General features: G+C 40.1%; 13 protein-coding genes. 2 read left to right on the forward strand and 11 right to left on the reverse strand.

The features are described 5' to 3' along the window. Positions 1 to 454 precede the first annotated feature (454 nt). Positions 455 to 586, forward strand: coding sequence for a hypothetical protein (locus BM000_RS17055; RefSeq protein ID WP_281245832.1), 132 nt, complete (start codon positions 455 to 457; stop codon positions 584 to 586). A gap of 315 nt (positions 587 to 901) precedes the next feature. Continuing rightward, positions 902 to 2,698 (forward strand): methyl-accepting chemotaxis protein, encoded by a 1,797-nt coding sequence (locus BM000_RS01020; RefSeq protein WP_091493760.1) that lies wholly within the window; start codon positions 902 to 904, stop codon positions 2,696 to 2,698. An 87-nt stretch (positions 2,699 to 2,785) separates the two neighbouring features. Here the strand turns inward: BM000_RS01020 and BM000_RS01025 are convergent, their stop codons facing one another. From BM000_RS01025 to BM000_RS01075, 11 genes are all read right to left on the reverse strand, one after another. After that, positions 2,786 to 4,078, reverse strand: a complete 1,293-nt coding sequence (locus BM000_RS01025; RefSeq protein WP_218144073.1) for a uracil-xanthine permease family protein — start codon at positions 4,076 to 4,078, stop codon at positions 2,786 to 2,788. Between the two features lie 50 nt (positions 4,079 to 4,128). Continuing rightward, the gene (locus BM000_RS01030; protein WP_091493763.1) at positions 4,129 to 5,379 is read right to left on the reverse strand and encodes a hypothetical protein; all 1,251 of its coding nucleotides are present in this window, start codon (positions 5,377 to 5,379) and stop codon (positions 4,129 to 4,131) included. A 96-nt stretch (positions 5,380 to 5,475) separates the two neighbouring features. Continuing rightward, a complete protein-coding gene (gene atzD / locus BM000_RS01035; RefSeq protein ID WP_091493765.1) occupies positions 5,476 to 6,582 on the reverse strand; it encodes a cyanuric acid amidohydrolase in 1,107 nt (368 codons plus the stop codon). Between the two features lie 174 nt (positions 6,583 to 6,756). Beyond that, complete coding sequence (gene arcC / locus BM000_RS01040; protein ID WP_091493768.1) at positions 6,757 to 7,695, reverse strand: carbamate kinase; 939 nt, start codon at positions 7,693 to 7,695, stop codon at positions 6,757 to 6,759. Continuing rightward, entirely contained in the window at positions 7,688 to 9,121 is a 1,434-nt protein-coding gene (locus BM000_RS01045; protein ID WP_091493770.1) for a YlbE family protein, read from the reverse strand. The genes arcC and BM000_RS01045 overlap by 8 nt, the downstream gene beginning before the upstream one ends. Next, positions 9,121 to 10,674, reverse strand: a complete 1,554-nt coding sequence (gene fdrA, locus BM000_RS01050) for an acyl-CoA synthetase FdrA (protein ID WP_091493772.1) — start codon at positions 10,672 to 10,674, stop codon at positions 9,121 to 9,123. Before fdrA ends, BM000_RS01045 begins: the two co-directional genes overlap by 1 nt. Further along, on the reverse strand, positions 10,634 to 11,581 hold the full coding sequence (locus BM000_RS01055) for an oxamate carbamoyltransferase subunit AllH family protein (protein WP_091493775.1): 948 nt from the start codon (positions 11,579 to 11,581) through the stop codon (positions 10,634 to 10,636). Before BM000_RS01055 ends, fdrA begins: the two co-directional genes overlap by 41 nt. A 25-nt stretch (positions 11,582 to 11,606) precedes the next feature. Further along, complete coding sequence (locus tag BM000_RS01060; RefSeq protein WP_091493777.1) at positions 11,607 to 13,133, reverse strand: SulP family inorganic anion transporter; 1,527 nt, start codon at positions 13,131 to 13,133, stop codon at positions 11,607 to 11,609. 3 nt (positions 13,134 to 13,136) lie between these two features. Beyond that, complete coding sequence (locus BM000_RS01065; protein WP_091493780.1) at positions 13,137 to 13,808, reverse strand: cysteine hydrolase family protein; 672 nt, start codon at positions 13,806 to 13,808, stop codon at positions 13,137 to 13,139. Between the two features lie 3 nt (positions 13,809 to 13,811). Further along, positions 13,812 to 15,329, reverse strand: a complete 1,518-nt coding sequence (locus BM000_RS01070) for a xanthine permease (protein WP_177178161.1) — start codon at positions 15,327 to 15,329, stop codon at positions 13,812 to 13,814. A gap of 279 nt (positions 15,330 to 15,608) precedes the next feature. Next, entirely contained in the window at positions 15,609 to 17,249 is a 1,641-nt protein-coding gene (locus tag BM000_RS01075; RefSeq protein ID WP_091493782.1) for a PucR family transcriptional regulator, read from the reverse strand. Between the last annotated feature and the right edge of the window lie 42 nt (positions 17,250 to 17,291).

Below are 17,291 nucleotides of genomic sequence, written 5' to 3' on the forward strand. Positions count from 1 at the left end.
ATTTCATAATACATATTAACATAGGAAAATACGAACATTAAAACTTATTATTGAGTTTTAAACGTAGTTAGCTAAAAATAAACACATGAAAAAATCCACTAACTAGCATAGCGTGTCGCATTTAGCAGTCCCTTCGCTTTCACCCACTGGCACAAACGAGACATCTTCGTTTCCTCAGTGTCTCGCTAGCCATGGGCACGGCCTCAGCTAACTTTGTCAAGCACAGAACGCTTGACAAAGTGGATCTTCGGCTCGCGCTGGGGTTGCGATTACTCACCCTTGTTCCCGTAGGAGTCTATGTGACTGCTGAATGCTTGATGATAGGTATGCTTACCCCTTCTTTTATTTGTGTTAGCATAAATTGAAAGATTAAATACGTTTAAGTATGTAATAGGACTGTCCATTGATAACGCAGACACCTAACTAGATCTACATAATTAAGTGGAGACAGCCAATGGGCGAGACTCCGGAAGGAATAGCATCAGCCGAAGATCCACTTGAGGAGCGCTTTCTGCTACTCAAGTTAGCTGAGGCGATGCCTTCGGAAAGAGAGTCCATTGGCTGCCGGAACGGATCAATGTTCTAACCTTAATCGTTGCCCTGGTGATCGACTATCATTTTCTTAATGTTCGTATATTCATCTCTTATCAGTAATTATGAAATTGATTCATTTTATCAAATTATTTGATAACTGTTTTAATCTATCTGTCAACGTTCGCATTGAAAGGCTCGTTGGCCCCTTAATCTAGTCTTCTGAAAGAAGAACACATCCACATAATGTTAACAAAATCGACACATAGACCTATTATTTTACTCTTGTTATCTCTTACTAAACTGAAGTAAGATTGAACAAACATCGTATTTTGTCGTATTATTTATGCTGTCTTGAGGAGGAGTAGTTTTGAAAGGAACTGTTGTTGGTACATGGATTAAGACTCTAGGGAGAATGTACCCTGAGGATATTATTAAAGAAAAGATGATGGTGGCAGGCATTGATCCATCAAAAGCCATCTCGCCTCTAGATGACATTGATGACCAAAAGGTATTTAAGTTTATCTCAGAAGTTGCTACTCGCTTTTCTGTTACGGTAGAGGATCTTTGGTTAGCCATTGGCAAAGATAATGTTAAATCTTTTTATGATGCCTATCGCTCTTTTTTTAAAAAGGCAAATTTATATCAATTTCTCAACTCAATGAATGATGTTCACCAAGTTGTCCGTAAGCGAATCGCTGGATCAAACCCACCTGTTCTTGATATGGAGATTATCAGCAAATTTGATGTAAAGCTTACGTATCGGTCAAAAAGAGGTATGTTTAGTTACTTAATGGGACTTCTGCAGGGGGCTAAATTACATTTTAATGAAGAGATTCAAATAGAAGAACTGGAACGGAAAGATGGCGAAATGAGTATAAAATTGACCTTTCCCTACGAAGTAAGGTGCCGAAAAAAATACCGCTTTAATCAAATTCTTTCAGTTGGTTTTATTAAAGACGTTGGCGCAAAGTCAGCTTTGTTTGGGTTAACAGTTGGCGCAATTATTAGCTATTTCTTACCCGAGACAGCTTTCTTATACTTAATTAGTCCAGCAATCACTGCTGCTTCGTCTATAATTGCATTTAAGCTGTTAAGTCGTCCCTTACGCATTATAAACCAAGAGCTAGACGCACTTACACAAAAGCAATTTATTGTGACAACTGAGATTTATTCAGGTGGAGACATGTATGAAAACATTCACCAATCCCTGAATAATTATAAGGCTGCTGTAGCTGAAGATTTCATTGGCTTTAATAGTATGACAGAAGAAATGCAAGGCTTTAGTGATACATTACGGCAAATCTCGACAACAATGGACGACACGAGCCAGGATATTGCTGAAGTAGTGGAAGAACTGGCTCACACCGCTATTTCACAAGCGGAGGAAACAGAACAAAGTGTTACGACTTTACACAGTAATATCGCAGGCATTCACTCAATCTCAGAGCAAGAGAACCAAAATAAAGTGGAACTAGAGCATGCACTAGAAATGATTCAAGCCTCTTTTACCACACTTGATGGCACGGTCACCAGCCTATCGAACATTTTAATTCAGTTTGAACAGGTTAAGAATGGTAGTGTTCATTTAAAAAATAGAGGCAAAGAAATCGAACAAATAGCCGAATTTGTCGCAAATATTTCTTATCAAACAAATCTGTTAGCGCTAAATGCTTCAATTGAGGCTGCTAGAGCTGGGGATATGGGAAAAGGATTTTCGGTAGTCGCAACAGAAGTTCGCAAGCTTGCTAATCAATCTGAGCAAGCCGCTGAAAACATTAAAGAAAATGTGTTTGGCTTTTTACACGACATGGACACGATGGTTGATCAGCTTGCTAGTCAATTTAATGTCATTAATGCCGAAAGTAATGGCATTAAAGCTGCCATTGCTCAAACTGAGACGTCATATACGAGAATTGCAGCCGTTGCTGAGAAGATGCTTAAGTCAGCAGCAGACTTACAAAAGCAATCCGAGCAAATTGGTGGGTTATTTACCTCAATAGAGTCCTTAGCTGCTATTGCCGTCGAGAATTCAGCTTCGACTGAGGAAGTGAGCTCGAACGTATCAAACTACGCTGAGGAAATTAACAAATTAACTGAAGGCATTGATAACTTTAAAAATCTGGTTAATGAATTTAAGAATTATTTATCAACGTACAAGCTATAAACTATTTTAAAACATTAAGTAAGAGGACCTAAGCTTCCATAAGGTCCTCTTATGCGTTAATGATTCTCGAATAGTAATACAAAATAATTAATGCTCTTCTGGAAGTAACAGGTTTAAAAAAATACTTATAATAGCCGCTGGCCCTACACCAGACGTTAATACAACTTGTAGATTAAAGGGTAATTGTTGGGTAGCTTCTGGAACTAAATTTAAGCCAACACCCACCCCTAGTGAAATGGTAATAATTAGCATGTTTCTACTATTTAAATTAATGTCTTGAATTAACTTTATGCCTGAGACGGCAACCATTGCAAACATGGCAATCGCTGCCCCACCAAGTACTGGTTCAGGCATAACAGAGATAGCGGTGGAGACTTTGGGTACGAGAGCCAATATGATTAAAATAATACCACCAATTTTAACAATGTGTTTACTAAACACACCCGTTAAACTAACGACGCCTACATTCTGAGAATAAGAAGTATTGGGAAATGCATTAAAGATCGAAGCAAAGCAACTGGATAAACCATCTGCTTTTACGGCACCAGCTACTTCTTCCTCTGTCGGTTCACGTCCCTCTGCCCCCTTAGTTAACGCAGCAACATCACCAATTGTTTCAATTGTTGAAGCCAAATACATAAAAATCATCGTAAAAATAGCGGCAGGCTCAAAGCTCCACTGATATTGATAAGGTAATGGAATTGAGAACCAACTACTCTTGGTGATTTCAGTAAATTCCATCACGCCAACTAATAGTGAGACCACATAGCCCAAAATTAACCCCAGCAAGATTGAAGACGACTTTAAAAATGTGTGTTTACTTTGATGGAAGCAAATAATTGAAATGAGCACAAGTGCTGCTATAAGCAGATTAGTTGGGCTTCCTGTATTTATACTCCCTGCTGCTTGTTTAACTCCAACTGGAATTAAGGTAATACCTATTGTCAGAACAACAATACCACCTATTAATGGTGTGAAAATTTTTCGAAAAAAACGTAGGTGATGCCCGATAAAAAATTCAACAAGTCCGCCAACAAATGAAGCACCCAGGACAGCACCAATGCCAAAGTCTGTTGCAATGGCCAGACTTGTCGAGATAAAGGCATTACTTGTTCCCATTACGATTGGTAAACCAGAACCAATTTTCCGTACGCGAGAAACTTGAAGAATTGTCGTTATACCTGCAACGAGCAAGGCACATTGAATTAATAATGCGGTTTCTTCAATTGAAAAATCAAGTAATGCTGCCATTAGTAACGGAAGTGTAGCGTTTGCTGCGAACATAGCCAGGATATGCTGTATCGCTAATGGTATACTTTTTGTTAAGGCTGGTTTATCGTTAATTCCATATAAGATATCATTTTCCGGCTGTTTACTCATTAAATCATCACCCATCGTTTCATGTTTTCAAGTAAAGATTCATTATGCATTTATACAAATATAACAGCAATAATAATTATTAATACCAGCATAGATACTATATATTTTAACTGAGCTTTAATCACTTCCATAATATCTAGATTAAACCCTTTGGCTAAAGCAGCAACATTAATTTGTACCGGACTCACCTGTGTACCAAGTCCTGTTGCAATAGCCACAAAGCCCATAGCTTCTGAAGATAACCCTAACACCGACAAGGTTGGTAGAATCAAGGTCAGCACACCGGCCGCAAAAGCCCCTGATGGAATGGCAATTAAAAAAGCAAGCACCATAGCAAAGGGCAGCACAAATGGTGTCGGCACTCGACTTGCTAAATCAGCAATTTGATTAAATACGCCTAATTCTGCAACCATATTGATAAACCCTAAGAATATGCCGACAGAAAATAACGTTGTTAAAATAAACTTGGAGCCGTCTATTAAAGCCTCGCATGTTTCGTTGCTGGTTAATGGTGTACAAATAATTGTAAGAATCGCAGTAAATATGATGGTCGTTGCTGGGGTCAGAATTGTCATTCCGATTAATTGGTTAATACTTGATCCCGACACAACCATGATCAGTAAGGCAATCGAAGGTAAGGCATATTTTACGAGATTTAAATTAGTTTCGCTATTAACCTTTTCCTCCTGCTGTCCTGCACTTACTAATGCCCCCCGTTTATACACACCGAAAATAGCTAAGCCAGCTGCAATTAAATAAAAGATAACAACGTATGGTAGCATGGAGGAAGCATGGGCAGTTAATTCTGCCCCAGCACTTTCTGCTGTAAGAGCAGTCTCTGTTGAAGCAGGGGAGGTTGTAAAACCAACTGCTGAAATAATCGCCATTGCCGCAATTACTTCTGGAATAGCGCCAACCGCTACCGCCATTAACGGTGCTGTCACCATGGTATTTCCAGCGCCCATCCCAGCCATATAGGTAGCTAGGCCTTGAATTAAAACGATAATACCTGCTAGTATAATAATTTTACCCTTTAAGCCTCGTCTTGATAACTCTATTAAAGCCTGGATACTTCCCGCTTTTGAAACCATAACAGCTGCTGAAGCATAAAGAATTGGAACCGTGATACCTAGCATACTCGTAATACCATTTAAGATAATATCTGAAGATTGTTCAATACTTAATCCGCCAATCACAATGGCCAATATCCCACCGACAACACCTGCAATGAGCATGTGCTTACGTAAAAAAAGTAAAATAAGGATTAGTATAATAGGCACAAGATTAATAAATAACTGCATCTTTATCTCCCCGTTCACTAATTATTTATTGCTATTAACGTTTTTGAATCTGCTGAAAAAATCAGGAGGGATGCTCTCCCTGCCTGATTCCCATACCTATCTTTCAATAATGACAGCGATCGGTCCGCCGCCAGCTGGTCCTTGATGCTCTGCCCCACCTGACACATAAACCATCGGATCACCCACTACGCTGGCAATGACACCATTAACAACAGCTCGTGCTTGTCGAGTATGATTAATATCAGAATCGGTCAGCATAGTATTTCTCCGTTCTCGTACTTTACCATCAGGAGACGCTTCTGCCTTTGCCAAAACATTTACGATTCGTTTTTGATCAGCACAAGATGGTAAACCTTGAATATCTAATCCACCATCCTTAATTGCTTGCAATACACTGTCAATGTCAATGGCATCCTGCATCACACTATGACCAATTCTATACGGGCTTACCGAATGAACAGAATTGCCCATCAGAATGATTTCGCAATTCATTAATTCTACTCCAGCTGAAGTAGAAGCCACAGAAGAGAACAGTGACCAATCTGACAGAATAGCTTCATCCGTTACTGCATCATCTGCCACTTCACCTAGTGCAACCGCCACCCCGAGTGCAGAGGCACCTCTTGAATAGCCCATTGATTTATAGGTATCGTCAACAATAACCTTTTGACCACGCCGTTTAGCCTCTTCAATTCTGTCAGAAGTTAATAATGGACACTTTATTTGCACAAAATGCACATCTTCCTTGCCCGTTATTCCTGAAAGCTCAATTAATTGACGCACTGTTTTCTTTACTTCATCTACCATGATTCTTGTCCCAATTTCTTCTGGTAAAAAATCTCGAGTAAAGCCAATTTCCGCTGTCAAAGCTTTTTCAACGATGCTAGTTAACTCAGAACTCTGTTTCTTTGTGAAAATCATAGCATGAGGTGTCATCACCCCTTCAGTACCACCAGACATCACAAAAGCAACTTTCTCTTCAATTTTTTCTGTTGTAACATTTAATTTTGCAGCAAGATAATGTTTGAAGGCAAAGGTTGAAAAGCCTCTAGTAAAATCGTTTACGCAGCCATTCCCCTCTGTTTTAGCCAATACAGCTACAACTTCTTCAGCCTGTATTTCACCTGACTTAATCAATTTATCCAATTCAGACATGTCATCAGGTGATGACATTGCAATTTTGTATATTCGGACGTCATTCATGTCTATTTCCTCCTTTTTGTTTTTACCCTTTTGATAGCGCTTTCTAATTGATTAACTTTAGAATAACACGGTATCTTGGATAATGCATTGTCAATAGTTGATAAACAGCTGTGAAATAAATTATCATAAATTGATAAAATTAATGGCTGTTAATGGAAGTTAATTAGAAGAAAGTTAGTCCCGATAAATAACGGTCCCGGTTCGACCTAATACCGCATCCTTAGCACGTTCAAGAGAAGATATAATGGACTTCCGTTCCTTCTTGGAAAGGACGAATTTAATTGCAGCTTCAACTTTAGGAAGCATACTCCCTGGTGGAAATTGTTCATCTGCAATATACTGCTTTGCCTCCTCAACTGAGATGGAATCTAATTCCTGCTGGCCCGGCTTACCGAAGTTGATTGCAACGCGGTCAACGGCTGTTAAAATAAATAGGAAATCAACATCTAAGGCTTCGGCTAAGCATTCGCTGGCTAAATCCTTATCAATAACAGCCTCGACACCCCTTAAGCCATTTTCTTGATCTCTCACAACTGGGATACCACCGCCACCAGCCCCAATTACAATATGACCAGAATCAACTAAATCCTTCATTACATCTTTCTCAACAATCTCAATTGGTGTTGGTGAGGGAATGACCTTACGGAAGCCGCGACCAGAATCCTCAATATAGCGATCACCAGTCTTTGCTGTTAATTCCTCTGCTTCTTCGGCGCTATAAAATGGACCAATTGGTTTAGTTGGAGCTGTGAAAGCAGGATCATGCTCATCAACAACTACTTGACTTACAATTGATGCAACAGATTTAATTATTCCACGATTAGCGAGCTCTTCTCGTAGTGCATTCTGTAAGTGGTAGCCGATATACCCCTGGCTCATTGCTCCCGATTCAGCAAACGGCATTTTGTCTTGCTCAGCTTTATCCTCTGCATACTTACCAAAAGCTAGATTGATGGCACCAACCTGTGGGCCATTACCATGTGTGATGATGACATCATGTCCCTGCTCAATCATATCAACGATTGGTACCGCTGCTTGCTTTGCTAATTCTCTTTGCTCTTTAGCATTATTACCTAATGCATTACCCCCTAATGCAATTAATATTTTACTCATGCTGATCACCGCCTCGATACTTATTAGCAAAAGCAAGCATTGCTTGCTCAAAACAGGCTACCGGTGGATGAACAACCCCCGCGCCAACTTGCCCAATTCCGGCTTGTTTATGTGCCATACCACTATTAATGACCGGCAGTACGTTAGTTTCAATTACTTTCCGAATATCAATACCATAAGCACCACCACGGAAATTAAGGGTCGGAATTGAATAATTTGTATTTTCACCTGCGGTTATTTCATACATTTGTTCACTGTAAGCAATAGCATCCTCTACTTCTCCCCCAACAAATTGGACAATTGCTGGTGAACCACCCATCGCAAATCCGCCAATTCCCATTGTTTCAGTTATTGCGCTATCACCTAAATCGGGTGCAGCATCCTCTTCAGAATAACCTGGGAAAAAGAGACCTTTGACAAGATTAGCTGGAGCAGTAAACCATTCATTTTCTCCTAATCCACTTACACGAATGCCAAAGTCAACACCATTACGGGCCATCGTGGTCACAATACTTGAATAGGGTATGCCTTGAGCTGCCTCCAACGCAGATTTACTAGCAGGCATTGACAAATTTAAAAAATAATGTTCATTCCCTCTAATAAAGCCAATAACTTCACGAAGTACGTCTTTGGTTAAATCAGTTTGTAAAAAGTAATCAATGATCTCTCGGTTAAATAGGCTAGTTGCTGCCTTGTTTCGATTATGACATTCATCACCCATGTGCAGAGCTTGAGAAGTAATCGATTTTAGGTCAACTCCATCCGTAAGGGCTAAAGCTTTCTTTAATGCTGGTGCAAAGACGGTCTCAATCCACTTTAACCGTTCAATTACCTCAACTGAATTAGCACCAAAACGAAGCACTTTCCCTAACCCTTCATTGACTGTACAATATGCGCGATTACCATGGGTTCTATTTTCAACGACATGAACTGGCATAGAAGGCGAAATAATGCCAGCCATTGGTCCAACAGCGCTGTGTTCATTAGCTGGGGCAAACTCAATTTCTCCAGATGCAGCAAGATTTTCAGCCGCTTCCTCATTTTTAGCCAAACCTTCATAAATTAATGCACCAATGATTGCTCCTTTAGCCGGACCACACATTCGCTCCCAGGTAATTGGTGGGCCTGAGTGCAGGATTTTTTTCTTATGCATATTTGGGATTACATGGATCGCCTGTTCAATATCAATTAGATAGGGATGCGCGTCTTTAATCCGTGTTATCGCTTCCAAATTAGCCGCTTCAACCTGATCGTTACCCTGTAAGAAATCAAGTGCAGCTATTAATTGTGTATTTCCACCAGCTGGTGGCCGCCAATCTAACTGAACGGACTCGACATTCTGCAGATCTAAATCATCCTTAAACTTTGATGTCCCGATATTAATAACTCTAAGTGAGTCGTTAAAAAGCTCAGTAGCTCTACTCATTAGATAACCTCCCCTTTTGTAATCAAACACGCTAACTTACTTGCCATTTCATTCGAGTTAGCGACATATACACCTGCTTCTAGTAAGGCTTTCTCTTGTGCTTGGTAATCTTGTTTGTCTGCTAATGTCGCACATATATAAGCAATGACAATCAAATGACGCTTTTCCTGCTTAGCTAATTCGATTGCTTCTTTAATGGTGTCAATTGATTCTCCAACCGGATCCTCATGAGCGCCATAGCCCAGCTCGAAATCAAGCAATAACACTGCAGTCTCAGGATCCTTTGCTTCTTGCAGAATACGATCATTTCGCAGTGAAGGTTCAATCATTGGGTGTGGTTTACCTTTAGTAAACGCATCGTCTCCCATATCAAGCAAGCTATGACCAGCACTTACTTCTAGGTTCTCAATTTTTTCTTCAGCAATTTTGGCTACATTACTCTTTACCGCCTCACCGTTAGATCGAATAATTGAAAGTGCTTCGGAAGTTAGGGTCCCACCACAAAATAGTCCTCTGATATAGTGTTGCTGACTGGATAACTGCGTACGCTCATCACTGGCCCAATTCTTTGTTGCCAATGGCAGATCACCGTCAACCTTTGCTTCTGGATCAAGACGTTTAACTGCTTGGCGCGCTGCTTCAATTAAAGTAGGTGCAAAGCTAGCCCCGACTGCTTCAATCGGCTCTCGCTCTCCGTCAAGAAAATTAATAACCACTGGCTTCGTGATTTGCTCAACCACTTCTAGGATTTTACGCTGAACCGCTTTTGCAGGTGGCTTTGAGATAAGTATAATGACCTCAGTATGCTCATCTGCTGCCAAAGCCGTTAAACCTTCTAGCATCATAATGCCACCGATGTCCTCGTGCAAATCACGGCCACCCGTTCCAATTGCTTGTGTAATACCGTAGCCTAGGCGATCAATTTGGACAGCAACCTCCTGCAATCCAGTCCCTGAGGCAGCTACTAATCCAATTCCTCCTTGTTTTACCTTATTCGCAAAACAAAGGCCTGTCTGATTAAGGATCGCCGTCCCACAATCTGGTCCCATAACGAATAATCCTTTTTCTCTCCCTAATTCCTTTAGTTCTCGCTCATCTTCAATTGAAACATTATCACTAAACAGCATAACGTGAAGGTCGTTAGCCAAGGCTTGGCGTGCTTCTCTTGCGGCATATTCCCCTGGCACTGAGATAATAGCCATGTTTGCATCTGGTAAGGTATTCAACGCAGCACTAAAGGTTTGAACGGATTGATGACCGCCTTTCCCCTTCTTCTTTTTCTTTGCATTTAATTCACTATCAACGAAAGCTATGGTATCCTCGACAATAGCTTCATTAATGGCCTTAACTGCTATAATTAGATCATTTTCAGTTGCATCACTCGCATTGTCTGTCAGTAAGCCGATATTGGCTAATAGATCCTTGTTCATTTCAGTAGCCATTGAGACGACGGCTTCCTCGACGCCCTCTCTCGATAATATTTTTCCAGATAACGACATTAACGTTACCGAATCATGATAAGCGTTCTTCTCTACAATTACTTTTGCTGCCATCTTCGTTTCCCCCTTGTGAATAATGGTCGTGTAGTATTCGATAACCTACTACTACACCGACTAACATGTCCGTGCCAGATGTCGAACCAATCTTTACCACCGCTTCAAGCTCGTGCTCGGTAAATTTATCGCCACTAAGCAGAAGTTGCTGGATACCATCATTAACGGCACCGTTTAAGCAATTTTTTAACATCTGGTAGCTAATGGTTGTTGTGCGTTGCTTCATCAGATGAAGCCATTCTTGCTTCGTATGCATAATCGAGACCAGGTATTCTGCCTGATACGCATAGCCAACTGCTAATAGGCCCGTCAAAAAATCATCGCCAGACGGTGTTAACCCAATGCCTAAACCGATAAAGCTTTGTAAAAATTTTGATTGGTATGTTTGTTGAAATAAAGCTAAATGCTTTATTAAGCCACGTTGGTGGATCGTTAAATGAGCCGTTTGTGTTTCCTTATTATTAAGAAAGACATGCTGGTAAGCTGGCAATAACCCATCCTTCTTGCCATTTGCGCTTAAAAAGCCATCTAGTCTCCTGATGATTGACTTGAGTGAGCTTGAACGTACTGATGGTCTAGCTATTTGTCCGCACCATTCATTTGCGTCATTAAAGTCAATGACATAATGATCAATAGCTAATTGTGAATACCCGTGTAGATATACTACTTTAGTCGGTCTTAACGTCTGAGCAAGTTGATGAAAGAGTCTATGATTAGTTGTCTTTAGCATATCTGGAGCTTGAGTCACAGATTTTACCGCTAGGGTTATCATACGTTCTTCCGTCTTCAGCATTATATTAATAGCCTGTTCAAATACACTGTGTACTTCCCCAACAATAGAACCAATCTCCCACTTAGCTAAATCTTGCTTTAACCGTCCATCTACTTCATTCATGTAAAGATACATGCTAACCCCCTCTTATCATCTGTTTTTAGAGCTGACTTTTTTCCTCTGGATGACGGTAAAAATGAAAAGCGAACAAACCAATTGCCATTGATAAATAACCCAATGCAGAACTTGAACCCGTACCAAAACCTATTTCTGCTGCATGAATAAAGCCAAAGAATGCAAGTGTAGCCGTAATTAAACTATAAATTGCCGCCTGCTTAAAGCGTTTGTCAATTAGAAAGATAACTATGGTAATTAGCATCATTGAAACCAGAATATCTGATGATCCAAGCGCTTGCCATCCTTGGTAGAAAACACCATTATCTTCAAGTAAACGAAATCCGATCTCTTCAGCGCTTGTTCCCGCTGCTGATAAGGCATTATCTATTTGTAAGATGACATAACTCGCAATGAACGGCATCAAACCTAGTATCATTGCTGGGACATGCTTTGCCTCCGCAGTTGTAAATGCTTGGGTTCCTATTGTCATTGCGATATAAACAAGAATCGGAAGTAACGCAACTAGCGGAATAATGGACATAACAAGTGGTAGCAAGCCGACAAAGGCAATTAGCATTACCCCAATTCCAGTGGCTAAAGAATAACCGACTCTTGCGCCTGCTTTTTTCCACCCGGGATGTCCAATGTAAATGATTGTTGGATAAGGGCTACCTAACACAGACCCAAACATGGTCAGTAAGGCAGGCACCAATAAAGTCAAGGTAGTTGGGTACTTATCCCCCTCCACCTCAGCACTCTCAATGTTATCTAAGCTTTCAAGAAAATCATAAATAGCTAACGGAATAGCTGCTGCTAAAAAGGGCGTTAAGTAAGCAAAGCCTGTAATTAAATTACCCATTGCAAAGGATGGAAATGAAATAGAGAAACCACTCGCAGCTTCCTGAACACTTGTAACATCCATATAGCCTGTTACCCATGCTAAAAGCATCCCAATAATAATAGCAAGTAAGCCGGCTGGAAGATTACCAGGTAATTTTTTGTGAGCAATCCAGCCACCTAATACGATGACTAGCGTTAACAAGCCAATATATGGCGTAGTAAAGATCGCCCCCATCGGGTTCATAGCAATAAAGGTTAACGCGATTCCCGCTAATGATCCAAGTAAAGCAGATCTTGGAATATACTTTTGAATGAATGGTCCTACAAAGGCACCTAACGTCATAATAAGGCCCTGTATTAAATTCCAAGCGATACCCGTAGACCAAGCAATAACCCAATCCTGTGTTTGCGCATACACGGGTAAAATAACGCCAAAGGCAACAATAAAATAGTGAGGCACACTAAGCCCATATGGTAAGGCAGTCATCTCTGTTTTACCAACTTCTAAGGACTTCCGCCGTGTCTGAATAGCAAAAATAACCCCGCCTAAACCAATTGCTACCGCAGTGCCAGGGACAATACGACCGTAAATAAGATGATCAGGCATATTAATGGCACCCAATAAGCCAATTGCTGCTAAAAAATTAGTGAGTACATTACTAAATAGACCGAAGAAGCCATTGGTATCGCCCTTAACAAACCAAGGTGTCCCATTCGTTTTTGTGGACATGGTTTACGCCTCCCTAGATAAACCTGCAAGTAAATCTTCTGATCGACCTGTCCAACCAAAAATACCACCTTGCTGATTAATCATTCGAATTGAATCCTCATGATCTTTCGGATCGAATGCTGCACAGCAATCTTCAAGCATTAAGCACTCATAACCTCGATCATTTGCTTCACGTATTGTTGTTTGCACACATACATGTGTCGTAACACCAGCAACGAGTAACGTCTCTATTTGTTTGTTTTTCAAAATGATATCTAGATCTGTTTGATAAAAAGCACCTTTCCCAGGCTTGTCGAGCACGACTTCCCCTCTAACAGGTTGTAGTTCATCAACAATGTCATGTCCGTACTCGCCCCGAACTAAGATCCTCCCCATTGGTCCTTGTTCGCCAATATTACCCCCACGTCGTTGTTTGCTTGGTGGAACGTCAGAAAGATCTGTGCGATGCCCTTCTCGGGTATGGATAACGAAGATCCCCTGTTCACGCGCTGTTTCAAGCACTTTTTTCACAGCTGGAATAATCCCATTCGTGGTTGAAACATCGTTTCCTAATTGCTCCCCAAAACCTCCTGGGTAAAGAAAATCGCGTTGCATATCAATAATGACAAGCGCTGTTTTCTCCAAAGAAAAGGTAAATTCATAAGGCTTTGCATTAATTGAAAAGTGTTTATCCATACTTTACTCCTCCATTCGATTGTATTTTCTCATTAGGTTAACCACTCCTAAGATCGTACTAACTAATAGATAGCTAAGCGCCATTTCACTCCCGACTCCAATACCAACTGATTCAACATGAATGATTCCAAAAAAAGAAAGAACCCCGCCAATAACCGCACCAATAGCTGCTAGATTAAACTTTTGATCAATGATAAATGACAAAATACTAGCCCACACCATTCCTGTGACAATTGCCCCTGATCCCAAAATAATAAGCCCACTAATTGGTAAGCCTGCCGCTGCTATTGCTTCGTAACCGATTGTCGGAGCATCTGTTCCTGCAGCGGATAAAACATTCTGAATCATGTTTACTCCCCAGTCTGCTAGCCACGGAATAATTGCTAAGATTACAGCAGGTGCGTATTTGAGTTCTACTTCCTGAAATGCTTGAGCGCCAATAACCAAGCCAATATAGATCAGGATCGGCAGAATCGCCTCAAGTGGAATAATGTTTAACAACAAGGATATTAATCCCAACCAGGTAATCAGCAACACGGCTAGCCCTGTTAGCCACGTATAGCCAATCCGTGCCCCTGCCTCTTTCCATCCTGCATGACCAATAAAAACAGCTGTCGGAAATGGGCTGCCAAATAGGCTTGCTAACACACTGACTGCACCGTCAGCAACCATCGTTACCGTAGTGGGGTAAGCATCTCCTGCCACCTCAGCACTCTCGATGTTGTCAATGGTTTCGAAAATATTGTAAATACCAAGTGGTATAGCGGTTGCAATAAATGGTGCTGCATCAGAGAAACCGCTTACAATATTACTTAAAGAAAAACTTGGTAGAGCGAATTGAATATTATTTGCTGAATTTAACATGGTTGATAGATCCATGTTCCCAGTTGCCCAGCCCAATATGGTTCCGATCAAAATTGCTACTAAACCGACAGGAACATGAAAGGGAAACTTTACTTTACCAAACCAGCCTAACAGAATAATAATAAGTGACGTGAAGCCAATATAGGGCAAGTCAAAGACCTGCATCGCTGGTGACATTGAAATAAAAGTGATGGATGCCCCAGCCAATGAACCAAGCATAGCAGCTCTCGGTAACAGCTCTCTTATCTTAGGACCGATAATCGCACCCAGCAACTCAATAACCCCTTCGATAAAACCCCAAGCTAAGCCAGCATACCAGGCTAAGTATGGATCACCTGTCTCTCGAAAAACGGGCCCCATAATAAGAAAGACAATTAAAAACATATGCGGGACACTTGTACCCGAGGGCAAAGCTGTCACTGTATTTCTCTTCTCTTGTTTTGCTAATTGATAGGCCATCACCGTGTAAATTAAGCTACTAACAAAAATAGACAAACCTACGGCTGGTAAGATTGCACCGAAAGTAATATCAGCTGGTATACCTACTCCTAAAAGAAGTCCTGCCATGACAAGCAAATTTGTTAAATTGTTGGTAATCAAGCCAAAAAATCCGTCTATATCTGATTTCTGCCATAGCTTTATTTGACCTTTAAACATGCCAATCCCCCCATGCTTGAGGTATTTTATTTGATAATTCCGATAAAAATATCTCCTCCTTTCCTTTGATAAGTTAATTATAGCAAGCGAAAGCTAAACATTCATTGTATATAAAAGACAAAAAAAATAGTTTTAATTATTAATTATTGACAAACAACATTGATTTAGTTTTTACTTTATTCAAATATTAAGTTTTGTTAGAATAATTTACTTAAATTAAAAACACCAATTTGGCTCAATTAAACCAAATTGGTGTTCGTCTTTATCGATGCAACATTATTAATTATTTAAATACTGAAACAGCTGGCACGCGACAGCTATTTCAGTAAATTTATGTCCTTCATCTAACTCTAATCCAAGCTCCTTCAGTTTATTTACACGATACCGTAGTGAATTGTAGTGAATAAACATTTCATCCGCAGTCTTTTGGAGGTTACCATTATTCTTAATAAGATAGGTCAGCGTTTCGAGTAAATTTATGTCACGTTGCTGATCGTAATGAATTACTTCACCAATCTTCTCATCAATAAACTCATTTAAAAGAGCATGATCATTAATGAGGTAAAACAATTTATAAAGGCCTAGGTCATCATAAAATTGAACATAAGATTCAGAGGTCCCTTGCTGATCATTAACACGATGTACTAATAAGGCATGATCATAAGCTGTTTTTAGCTGATGCACCTGATAAATAACCTCAGAAATTCCAATCCCAAGCTGACCATAGTCGGCTAAGCGTGCGATTAAACGCTCTCCCGCAGTCTTTAGCCTTTGCTGTAATCTAGTTTCAAATGCTACACTAATTAAACACATTAGCTCACCATTGTAGTGGATAACCTTACAATTTTGAATAGGGACATCAAAGACACCAGCTATAATACGTGGAATTTTACCTGAATCCAATATTTTATAATAAGTTGATAAGCGTTTACTGCTGTCCTTCTTCTGGGATTTTATTAACAGAATGATATTAGGGAAATTAAAATTCCATCTAAAGACTTTTGCCTTTTCAATAATCTCTGCCTGAGACTGATACCGATCATTCATAATATCTCGAATAAAGTTATCGAGATAATTGCGCTCCTTCTGAATAATAGTTTGTTCAGTTTGCAAGAGAAAAGCTAGTAAAATAATAGCTTGCTCAACCACAACATTCAAATGCTTTGTCATTTTTCCTGGCTCATCAATAAGGACAACTAGATAGCCCAGTCGTTTTGTTCCAGCAGCAATTGATTGAATAAATAATTCTGCTTTCCCATAAGTAGTTTGATTTACTTTGATAATAGAGGGATTGTTTTCAGTGATGTTACTAGAATTAAACCATTGTTGGAACTGCTCGCGATCCACAGTAAATTCGTCATCTTGGATATCAAAGGAAGATGCAGTGCAATTCAGGCTATTATCTAAAATAACAATATTCCCTCCGGTAATTTGCGATACATAATGAACAAAGGTAACTAAATCTGCCCCCTGTAATAGCAAAGCATGCAGCTGCTGTGAAATGGTTTCACGAAACTCAAGCATACTTGTTTTCATGCCTAATAAAGCCGTTAAAATATGATTGGTTAGAAGAGATAAATTCGCATCATTTGGCAGAACCAATATCGGAAAATCACGCGCCTCTGCCTGTTCAATCATATACTTAGGTACCTCTGAAATATAACGCCCTAGCTTAATCGCTACACCAGCTAACTGCTGTTTGGCAAGCTCTGGAATAAAGGACATCATTGCCTCATTATTATTAGCAATTGGATAAAGGGTTGTAAATAACAAACCATGTTGATCGACATAAGAAAAGATATCTGGGACTTCCATTACGTAAACATTTTGAATTTGTCGGTTGATCCCCTTTTGGCCAGCTATAATCGCTACATCAGAAAATGCTTCCATGTTTAAGACACTCTCAATTGTGACAGACATGGTTGATCCCTCCTGTGTATCATTATTTTGTCCAAGCTATTA

It is taken from the genome of Amphibacillus marinus (assembly GCF_900110345.1).
Lineage (GTDB): Bacteria > Bacillota > Bacilli > Bacillales > Amphibacillaceae > Amphibacillus_D > Amphibacillus_D marinus.

Bases quoted from the DNA above. Each gene is read 5' to 3' on its own strand.
- BM000_RS01070 (WP_177178161.1), bottom strand. From the start codon at position 15,329: ATGTTTAAAGGTCAAATAAAGCTATGGCAGAAATCAGATATAGACGGA.
- BM000_RS01060 (WP_091493777.1), bottom strand. From the start codon at position 13,133: ATGTCCACAAAAACGAATGGGACACCTTGGTTTGTTAAGGGCGATACC.
- BM000_RS01030 (WP_091493763.1), bottom strand. From the start codon at position 5,379: ATGCAGTTATTTATTAATCTTGTGCCTATTATACTAATCCTTATTTTA.
- BM000_RS01075 (WP_091493782.1), bottom strand. From the start codon at position 17,249: ATGTCTGTCACAATTGAGAGTGTCTTAAACATGGAAGCATTTTCTGAT.
- arcC (WP_091493768.1), bottom strand. From the start codon at position 7,695: ATGAGTAAAATATTAATTGCATTAGGGGGTAATGCATTAGGTAATAAT.
- atzD (WP_091493765.1), bottom strand. From the start codon at position 6,582: ATGAATGACGTCCGAATATACAAAATTGCAATGTCATCACCTGATGAC.
- fdrA (WP_091493772.1), bottom strand. From the start codon at position 10,674: ATGGCAGCAAAAGTAATTGTAGAGAAGAACGCTTATCATGATTCGGTA.
- BM000_RS01045 (WP_091493770.1), bottom strand. From the start codon at position 9,121: ATGAGTAGAGCTACTGAGCTTTTTAACGACTCACTTAGAGTTATTAAT.
- BM000_RS17055 (WP_281245832.1), top strand. From the start codon at position 455: ATGGGCGAGACTCCGGAAGGAATAGCATCAGCCGAAGATCCACTTGAG.
- BM000_RS01055 (WP_091493775.1), bottom strand. From the start codon at position 11,581: ATGTATCTTTACATGAATGAAGTAGATGGACGGTTAAAGCAAGATTTA.
- BM000_RS01025 (WP_218144073.1), bottom strand. From the start codon at position 4,078: ATGAGTAAACAGCCGGAAAATGATATCTTATATGGAATTAACGATAAA.
- BM000_RS01065 (WP_091493780.1), bottom strand. From the start codon at position 13,808: ATGGATAAACACTTTTCAATTAATGCAAAGCCTTATGAATTTACCTTT.